Raw genomic sequence first — 7,197 nt, forward strand, 5'->3', positions numbered from 1 at the left:
ATTACCACCGAATTAACGGCCGTAACCTTTCAGATTCGCTTTCTTTAACACAGAATCATACTGTTGTGACATCAGATGAGTCTGTACCTGTGCCATGAAATCCATGATAACTACCACTACGATTAGTAGTGAAGTGCCGCCGAAGTAGAAACGAACGTTCCACGCGACCATCATGAATTCAGGAATCAGACAAATAAAAGTAATGTATAGAGCGCCCGCAAGGGTTAGTCTAGTCATCACTTTATCGATATATTTCGCTGTCTGCTCACCTGGGCGGATACCGGGTACGAATGCACCAGACTTCTTCAAGTTATCAGCTGTTTCACGTGGATTAAACACCAACGCTGTATAGAAGAAACAGAAGAAGATTATAGCTGCTGCATAAAGCATTACATATAGAGGCTGACCTGGGCTAAGAGCTAATGACACGTCAGTTAACCAACCGAACGCGCTGCTTTCACCATTTTGACCAAACCACTGTGCTAATGTTCCTGGGAACAAAATAATGCTCGATGCGAAAATCGCTGGAATAACACCTGCCATATTAATTTTAAGTGGCAAGTGAGAGCTTTGTGCTGCAAAAACCTTACGACCTTGTTGACGTTTCGCATAGTTAACGACGATACGACGTTGACCACGTTCCATGAAAACTACGAAGTAGATAACAGCAAAAGACAATACAGCAATCAACAGCAGAAGAAGCACATGCAATTCACCTTGACGCGCTTGCTCGATTGTTTGACCGATTGCAGAAGGCAATCCAGCAACAATACCTGCAAAAATCAGAATGGAAATACCATTACCGATTCCTCGCTCAGTGATTTGTTCACCTAACCACATTAAGAACATGGTACCAGTTACTAAACTCACGGTAGCAATAAGCGTAAACATGGTTTGGTTGATAACAACCAGATTGTCGACCATGTTTGGTAAGCCCGTTGCAATACCAATAGCTTGGAATGTTGCAAGTACAAGCGTGCCGTAGCGTGTATATTGGCTTATCTTACGACGGCCTGCTTCACCCTCTTTCTTGAGTTCCGCTAACGCTGGATGAACTACAGTTAACAATTGGACTACGATCGATGCCGAAATGTACGGCATGATACCCAATGCTAATATAGATGCACGCTCAAGAGCACCACCGGAGAACATGTTAAACATTTCAACGATGGTACCTTTTTGCTGATCGAACAAATCGGCAAGTACAGCTGCGTCAATACCAGGGATCGGCACAAAAGAGCCGGCTCGGAATACTAAAAGTGCACCAATTACGAATAATAAGCGCGACTTTAGTTCACTTAAGCCGCTTTGAGCACTACGAAAATCTTGTCCTGGTTTCTTAGCCATCTGTACCTCGTTCCTCGAGATTATTCCTCGATTTTACCGCCTGCAGCTTCGATTGCAGCTTTAGCGCCTTTAGTCACGCGTAGACCTTTAACAGTCACAGCTTTGCTTAGGTCACCAGAAAGAACGATCTTAACGAATTCGATGTTCTTAGTGATAACGTTAGCAGCTTTAAGGCTGTTAAGATCAACTACGTCACCTGTTACTTTCGCTAGCTCAGCTAGACGAACTTCAGCAGACACTAGGCTCTTGCGAGAAGTGAAACCGAATTTAGGTAGACGTTGTTTTAGAGGCATTTGACCGCCTTCAAAACCTGGACGTACAGAGCCGCCAGAACGTGACTTTTGACCTTTGTGACCGCGGCCACCTGTTTTACCAAGGCCAGAACCGATACCACGACCTACACGCTTCTTAGAAGGTTTAGAGCCAGCAGCCGGTGATAGAGTATTCAAACGCATTCTGATTACTCCTCAATCTTAACCATGTAGTAAACCTTGTTGATCATACCGCGTACGCACGGAGTATCTTCAAGTTCTACTGTATGGTTGATGCGACGAAGACCTAGACCTTTAAGGCACGCTTTGTGCTTAGGTAGGCGACCAATTGAGCTTTTAGTTTGAGTTACTTTAATAGTTGCCATCGTGTGCTTACTCCGAAATAGATTCAACAGTTAGACCACGTTTAGCAGCAACCATTTCTGGTGACTTAACGTCTACTAGAGCACCAATCGTTGCACGAACGATGTTGATAGGGTTCGTAGAACCGTATGCTTTAGAAAGTACGTTATGTACGCCCGCAACTTCAAGTACAGCACGCATTGCACCACCGGCAATAACACCTGTACCTTCTGCAGCTGGCTGCATGTAAACTTTAGAGCCCGAATGACGACCTTTCACCGGGTGGTGAAGAGTGCCTTCGTTCAGCGCAACAGTAACCATGTTACGACGCGCTTTTTCCATTGCTTTTTGAATCGCAGCAGGTACTTCACGAGCTTTGCCGTAACCGAAACCTACACGACCATTACCGTCACCAACTACTGTTAGTGCAGTGAAGCTCATGATTCGACCGCCTTTAACCGTCTTAGATACACGGTTAACAGCGATCAGCTTTTCTTGCAAATCATTAGCTTGTTGTTGTTCTTTAGCCATCTTCCAACCCTACCTTAGAATTTCAGACCAGCTTCGCGAGCAGATTCTGCTAGCGCCGCTACTCGACCGTGGTATTGGAAACCAGAACGATCGAATGCAACTGAAGCTACGCCTTTCTCAAGAGCGCGCTCAGCAACAGCTTTACCAACTGCTTTAGCTGCATCAACGTTACCAGTGTTCTTAACTTGCTCACGGATCGCTTTTTCTACAGTAGAAGCAGCTGCGATAACCTCAGAGCCGTTTGCCGCGATAACTTGTGCGTAAACATGGCGAGGAGTACGGTGTACTACCAGGCGAGTTGCACCAAGTTCTGCAATCTTACGACGTGCACGTGTAGCACGACGGATGCGAGATGCTTTCTTATCCATAGTGATACCTTACTTCTTCTTAGCTTCTTTAGTACGCACATTTTCATCTGCGTAACGAACACCTTTACCCTTGTAAGGCTCAGGAGCACGGTAAGAACGAATGTCAGCCGCAACTTGACCAACTAGCTGCTTATCACAACCAGTTACAACGATCTCAGTTTGGCTAGGGCACTCAGCTTTAATACCTTCAGGTAGAGCGTGCTCTACTGGATGAGAAAAACCAAGAGTTAGAGCTACAGAGTTGCCTTTCATAGCAGCACGGTAACCAACACCCTTTAGAGTTAGCTTCTTAGTGAAGCCCTCTGTAACACCTACAACCATGTTGTTAACTAGAGCGCGAGCTGTACCAGCTTGTGCCCATGCGTTAGCAACACCTTCTTTCGGACCGAAAGTTAGGTTGTTTTCTTCCTGTGCAATAACTACGGCGTTGTTAAGAACGCGAGTAAGCTCACCTTTGCTACCTTTTACAGTAACTTCTTGGCCGTTTAGTTTCACCTCTACGCCAGCTGGAATAGCGACAGGTGCTTTAGCAACACGAGACATAATCTACTCCTTATTAAGCTACGTAACAGATGATTTCACCGCCAAGACCTGCTTTACGAGCAGCACGGTCAGACATTAGACCCTTGGAAGTAGAAACAACTGCAATACCAAGACCGCCCATCACTGTTGGTAGAGAGTCTTTATTTTTATAAACTCGTAGACCAGGACGTGATACACGCTTGATTTGCTCGATTACAGGTTTAGCTTGGAAGTACTTAAGAGTAACTTCTAGCTCTGGTTTTGCTTCGCCTTCAACAGCGAAGTCTACGATGTAACCTTCAGCTTTTAGTAGTGCAGCAATTGCAACTTTAAGCTTTGAAGAAGGCATTTTTACAGCAACTTTGTTTGCTGCCTGACCGTTACGAACGCGGGTCAGCATATCCGAAATCGGATCTTGCATGCTCATAAGATTTACTCCAAATGATTAAGTGGCAATTACCAGCTAGCCTTACGAAGACCCGGAATCTCGCCTTTCATGCAAGCTTCGCGAACCTTAATGCGGCTTAGACCGAATTTACGTAGGTAACCGTGTGGACGACCAGTTTGGTTGCAACGGTTACGCTGACGTGATGCACTTGAATCACGTGGAAGAGATTGCAGTTTAAGAACTGCATTCCAACGATCTTCTTCAGATGCGTTTACATCGCTAATGATAACTTTTAGCGCAGAACGCTTTTCAGCGAACTTAGCTACTAGTTTTGCACGTTTAGCTTCACGTGCTTTCATTGATTGTTTAGCCATAACAGTAACCCTACCCTTACTTACGGAATGGGAAGTTAAAGGCAGCCAGCAGAGCTCGGCCTTCCTCATCGGAACCCGCAGAAGTCGTGATAGTGATATCAAGACCGCGGACACGATCGACTTTATCGTAGTCGATTTCCGGAAAGATGATTTGCTCGCGAACGCCCATGCTGTAGTTACCGCGACCGTCGAAAGACTTAGCGCTAACACCACGGAAATCACGTACACGTGGAAGTGCGATAGAGATTAAACGCTCTAAAAATTCCCACATGCGCTCACCACGCAAGGTTACTTTACAACCAATTGGGTAGCCTTCACGAATTTTGAAACCAGCTACAGATTTACGCGCTTTAGTGATAAGTGGCTTTTGACCAGAGATCGTTGCCATATCAGCTGCTGCGTTTTCTAGCAGTTTCTTATCGTTGATTGCTTCACCAACGCCCATGTTTAGGGTGATTTTCTCAATCCTAGGGACTTGCATGACGCTTGTGTAGCTGAACTCTTTGGTAAGCTCAGCGACTACAGACGACTTGTAGTAATCATGCAGTTTCGCCATAGTAGAACTCCAAATTACTTCTAATTAGTTAGAAACAGTTTCGCCGTTAGATTTGAAGAAACGAACTTTCTTGCCATCTTCGATACGGAAACCGATACGGTCTGCTTTACCAGTAGCCGTGTTAAAAACTGCAACGTTAGAAGCGTCAATAGCTGCTTCTTGTTCAACGATGCCACCTTGTTGACCTAGAGCCGGAACCGGCTTTTGGTGTTTCTTAACAAGGTTGATGCCTTCAACGATAACTTTACCAGTTGTCAGAACCTTAGTTACTTTACCTTTCTTGCCTTTATCTTTACCAGCAAGAATGATTACTTCGTCATTACGACGGATTTTAGCTGCCATATTGCCGCTCCTTACAGAACTTCAGGTGCTAGTGATACAATCTTCATGAATTTCGCGTTACGAAGTTCACGAGTCACAGGACCAAAGATACGTGTGCCGACTGGTTGCTCAGTAGTGTCGTTTAACAATACACAAGCATTACTGTCGAAGCGAATGACAGAACCGTCTGGGCGACGAACGCCTTTACGGGTGCGCACTACTACCGCCTTCAGAACATCACCTTTTTTTACTTTACCGCGAGGAATTGCTTCCTTAACTGTAACTTTGATGATGTCACCGATATGTGCATAACGGCGGTGAGAGCCACCCAGAACCTTAATACACATTACCTTGCGCGCGCCAGAGTTATCTGCTGCGTCAAGTGTACTTTGCATCTGGATCATTGTTAGTGCTCCGCTAAATATTAAAACTAGACCCTCTCGGGTCGGGCTGCCTCTTTAAAAGGGACGCGAATTGTACCACCCTTTTTTTAAATTGGGTAGACAAAAAACAAGCGGCCCCAAAAATAATTTGGAGCCGCTTATAAGTTATAGAATTACAAAGATTAAATCTTCGCTTTTTCTAGAACTTTAACCAATGTCCAAGACTTAGTCTTAGACAGAGGACGACACTCAGCGATTTCAACTTTGTCGCCTAGGCCACAAGTGTTGTCTTCGTCGTGTGCGTGTACTTTAGTCGTGCGTTTAACGTATTTACCGTAAATTGGGTGTTTTACAGTACGTTCGATAGCAACAACGATAGACTTGTCCATCTTGTCACTTACTACACGGCCTTGCTGGATGCGGTTAGTTTCGCTCATTATGCGCCTGCCTTTTCAGTCAAAACAGTTTTCACACGTGCGATATCACGGCGTACAGCTTTTAGAGTATGAGTTTGCTGAAGCTGACCAGTTGCAGCTTGCATGCGCAAGTTGAACTGTTCACGTAGCAAATTCAATAGCTCAGCGTTAAGCTCTTCAACGTTCTTTTCGCGTAGATCTTGTGCTTTCATCACATCACCTGCTTAGTTACAAAAGTAGTTTTAACAGGCAGTTTACGTGCCGCTAGGCGGAACGCTTCACGTGCCAACTCTTCAGGTACGCCATTCATTTCGTACATAACTTTGCCAGGTTGGATTTGAGCAACCCAGTACGCTACTGAACCTTTACCTTTACCTTGACGAACTTCAAGAGGCTTTTCAGTAATCGGTTTGTCTGGGAATACACGAATCCAGATTTGACCTTGACGCTTAATGTGACGTGTCATAGCACGACGTGCCGCTTCGATTTGACGAGCAGTCAGACGACCACGGCCAACAGCTTTAAGACCGAATTCGCCGAAGCTTACTTCAGTACCTTTAGCTAGACCACGGTTACGACCAGTCATAACCTTGCGGAACTTAGTACGTTTTGGTTGTAGCATCGTTCGACTCCTTACTTACGGCCTTTACGCTGCTTCTTAGGCTTATCGCCTTTAGGCTCTACTGCGTTAGCAGCTGGCATACCGCCTAGAATCTCACCTTTGAAGATCCAAACTTTAATGCCGATCACACCGTATTGAGTGTGAGCCGAAGAAGTTGCGTAATCAATGTCTGCACGTAGAGTGTGTAGAGGCACACGGCCTTCACGGTACCACTCAGAACGTGCGATTTCAGCGCCGCCTAGACGACCACTTACTTCCACTTTGATACCTTTAGCGCCTAGACGCATAGCGTTTTGTACTGCGCGCTTCATAGCACGACGGAACATAACACGACGCTCTAGTTGAGACGCGATGCTATCAGCTACAAGCTGACCATCTAACTCAGGCTTACGTACTTCAGCGATATTGATTTGCGCTGGTACACCTGCGATTTTAGCTACAGCTGCGCGTAGCTTCTCTACGTCTTCACCTTTCTTACCGATAACAACGCCAGGACGAGCAGTGTGAATTGTCACACGGATGCTCTTAGCTGGACGCTCGATAACGATACGAGATAGTGATGCTTTTTGTAGTTCCTTTGTAAGGAACTACAAAAAGCATCACTATCTCGTATCGTTATCGAGCGTCCAGCTAAGAGCATCCGTGTGACAATTCACACTGCTCGTCCTGGCGTTGTTATCGGTAAGAAAGGTGAAGACGTAGAGAAGCTACGCGCAGCTGTAGCTAAAATCGCAGGTGTACCAGCGCAAATCAAT

At 45.5% G+C, this 7,197-nt stretch carries 15 protein-coding genes and 1 pseudogene; 1 reads left to right on the forward strand and 15 read right to left on the reverse strand.

Annotation, left to right across the window (positions count from 1 at the left end):
* Positions 1–12: 12 nt before the first annotated feature.
* The 15 genes and pseudogenes from secY to rpsC all read right to left on the reverse strand — a co-directional run.
* Entirely contained in the window at positions 13–1,347 is a 1,335-nt protein-coding gene (gene secY, locus A3712_RS05250; RefSeq protein WP_004738781.1) for a preprotein translocase subunit SecY, read from the reverse strand.
* Positions 1,348–1,367: 20 nt separating this feature from the next.
* The gene (gene rplO / locus A3712_RS05255; RefSeq protein WP_004736758.1) at positions 1,368–1,802 is read right to left on the reverse strand and encodes a 50S ribosomal protein L15; all 435 of its coding nucleotides are present in this window, start codon (positions 1,800–1,802) and stop codon (positions 1,368–1,370) included.
* Positions 1,803–1,807: 5 nt separating this feature from the next.
* On the reverse strand, positions 1,808–1,984 hold the full coding sequence (rpmD, locus tag A3712_RS05260) for a 50S ribosomal protein L30 (RefSeq protein ID WP_004736756.1): 177 nt from the start codon (positions 1,982–1,984) through the stop codon (positions 1,808–1,810).
* A gap of 7 nt (positions 1,985–1,991) precedes the next feature.
* Entirely contained in the window at positions 1,992–2,492 is a 501-nt protein-coding gene (gene rpsE / locus A3712_RS05265) for a 30S ribosomal protein S5 (RefSeq protein ID WP_004738783.1), read from the reverse strand.
* Between the two features lie 14 nt (positions 2,493–2,506).
* Entirely contained in the window at positions 2,507–2,860 is a 354-nt protein-coding gene (gene rplR, locus A3712_RS05270) for a 50S ribosomal protein L18 (protein WP_004738784.1), read from the reverse strand.
* A 9-nt stretch (positions 2,861–2,869) separates the two neighbouring features.
* A complete protein-coding gene (gene rplF / locus A3712_RS05275; RefSeq protein ID WP_004738786.1) occupies positions 2,870–3,403 on the reverse strand; it encodes a 50S ribosomal protein L6 in 534 nt (177 codons plus the stop codon).
* Positions 3,404–3,416: 13 nt separating this feature from the next.
* Complete coding sequence (rpsH, locus tag A3712_RS05280) at positions 3,417–3,809, reverse strand: 30S ribosomal protein S8 (protein ID WP_004738788.1); 393 nt, start codon at positions 3,807–3,809, stop codon at positions 3,417–3,419.
* Positions 3,810–3,838: 29 nt separating this feature from the next.
* Positions 3,839–4,144, reverse strand: coding sequence for a 30S ribosomal protein S14 (rpsN, locus tag A3712_RS05285; RefSeq protein ID WP_004738789.1), 306 nt, complete (start codon positions 4,142–4,144; stop codon positions 3,839–3,841).
* 16 nt (positions 4,145–4,160) lie between these two features.
* Positions 4,161–4,700, reverse strand: a complete 540-nt coding sequence (gene rplE / locus A3712_RS05290) for a 50S ribosomal protein L5 (RefSeq protein ID WP_004738790.1) — start codon at positions 4,698–4,700, stop codon at positions 4,161–4,163.
* 24 nt (positions 4,701–4,724) lie between these two features.
* A complete protein-coding gene (rplX, locus tag A3712_RS05295) occupies positions 4,725–5,042 on the reverse strand; it encodes a 50S ribosomal protein L24 (protein WP_063522600.1) in 318 nt (105 codons plus the stop codon).
* 11 nt (positions 5,043–5,053) lie between these two features.
* On the reverse strand, positions 5,054–5,425 hold the full coding sequence (gene rplN, locus A3712_RS05300) for a 50S ribosomal protein L14 (protein WP_004738793.1): 372 nt from the start codon (positions 5,423–5,425) through the stop codon (positions 5,054–5,056).
* A 161-nt stretch (positions 5,426–5,586) separates the two neighbouring features.
* The gene (gene rpsQ / locus A3712_RS05305; protein ID WP_004738796.1) at positions 5,587–5,841 is read right to left on the reverse strand and encodes a 30S ribosomal protein S17; all 255 of its coding nucleotides are present in this window, start codon (positions 5,839–5,841) and stop codon (positions 5,587–5,589) included.
* Positions 5,841–6,032, reverse strand: coding sequence for a 50S ribosomal protein L29 (gene rpmC / locus A3712_RS05310; RefSeq protein ID WP_004736737.1), 192 nt, complete (start codon positions 6,030–6,032; stop codon positions 5,841–5,843). Before rpmC ends, rpsQ begins: the two co-directional genes overlap by 1 nt.
* Complete coding sequence (gene rplP / locus A3712_RS05315; protein WP_004736736.1) at positions 6,032–6,442, reverse strand: 50S ribosomal protein L16; 411 nt, start codon at positions 6,440–6,442, stop codon at positions 6,032–6,034. Before rplP ends, rpmC begins: the two co-directional genes overlap by 1 nt.
* Before the next feature lie 11 nt (positions 6,443–6,453).
* A pseudogene (gene rpsC / locus A3712_RS05320) lies at positions 6,454–7,029 on the reverse strand (30S ribosomal protein S3); the annotation flags it as partial.
* A gap of 30 nt (positions 7,030–7,059) precedes the next feature.
* Here rpsC and A3712_RS26535 point away from each other — a divergent pair.
* On the forward strand, positions 7,060–7,197 hold a 138-nt coding region (locus tag A3712_RS26535; RefSeq protein WP_443083577.1), incomplete at its 3' end, for a KH domain-containing protein.

This window comes from Vibrio sp. HI00D65, assembly GCF_001635455.1.
Classification (GTDB): Bacteria; Pseudomonadota; Gammaproteobacteria; order Enterobacterales; family Vibrionaceae; genus Vibrio.

Excerpts from the sequence above, each read along its gene's own strand:
- secY (WP_004738781.1), bottom strand. The coding sequence starts at position 1,347 with ATGGCTAAGAAACCAGGACAAGATTTTCGTAGTGCTCAAAGCGGCTTA.
- rplO (WP_004736758.1), bottom strand. The coding sequence starts at position 1,802 with ATGCGTTTGAATACTCTATCACCGGCTGCTGGCTCTAAACCTTCTAAG.
- rpmD (WP_004736756.1), bottom strand. The coding sequence starts at position 1,984 with ATGGCAACTATTAAAGTAACTCAAACTAAAAGCTCAATTGGTCGCCTA.
- rpsE (WP_004738783.1), bottom strand. The coding sequence starts at position 2,492 with ATGGCTAAAGAACAACAACAAGCTAATGATTTGCAAGAAAAGCTGATC.
- rplR (WP_004738784.1), bottom strand. The coding sequence starts at position 2,860 with ATGGATAAGAAAGCATCTCGCATCCGTCGTGCTACACGTGCACGTCGT.
- rplF (WP_004738786.1), bottom strand. The coding sequence starts at position 3,403 with ATGTCTCGTGTTGCTAAAGCACCTGTCGCTATTCCAGCTGGCGTAGAG.
- rpsH (WP_004738788.1), bottom strand. The coding sequence starts at position 3,809 with ATGAGCATGCAAGATCCGATTTCGGATATGCTGACCCGCGTTCGTAAC.
- rpsN (WP_004738789.1), bottom strand. The coding sequence starts at position 4,144 with ATGGCTAAACAATCAATGAAAGCACGTGAAGCTAAACGTGCAAAACTA.
- rplE (WP_004738790.1), bottom strand. The coding sequence starts at position 4,700 with ATGGCGAAACTGCATGATTACTACAAGTCGTCTGTAGTCGCTGAGCTT.
- rplX (WP_063522600.1), bottom strand. The coding sequence starts at position 5,042 with ATGGCAGCTAAAATCCGTCGTAATGACGAAGTAATCATTCTTGCTGGT.
- rplN (WP_004738793.1), bottom strand. The coding sequence starts at position 5,425 with ATGATCCAGATGCAAAGTACACTTGACGCAGCAGATAACTCTGGCGCG.
- rpsQ (WP_004738796.1), bottom strand. The coding sequence starts at position 5,841 with ATGAGCGAAACTAACCGCATCCAGCAAGGCCGTGTAGTAAGTGACAAG.
- rpmC (WP_004736737.1), bottom strand. The coding sequence starts at position 6,032 with ATGAAAGCACAAGATCTACGCGAAAAGAACGTTGAAGAGCTTAACGCT.
- rplP (WP_004736736.1), bottom strand. The coding sequence starts at position 6,442 with ATGCTACAACCAAAACGTACTAAGTTCCGCAAGGTTATGACTGGTCGT.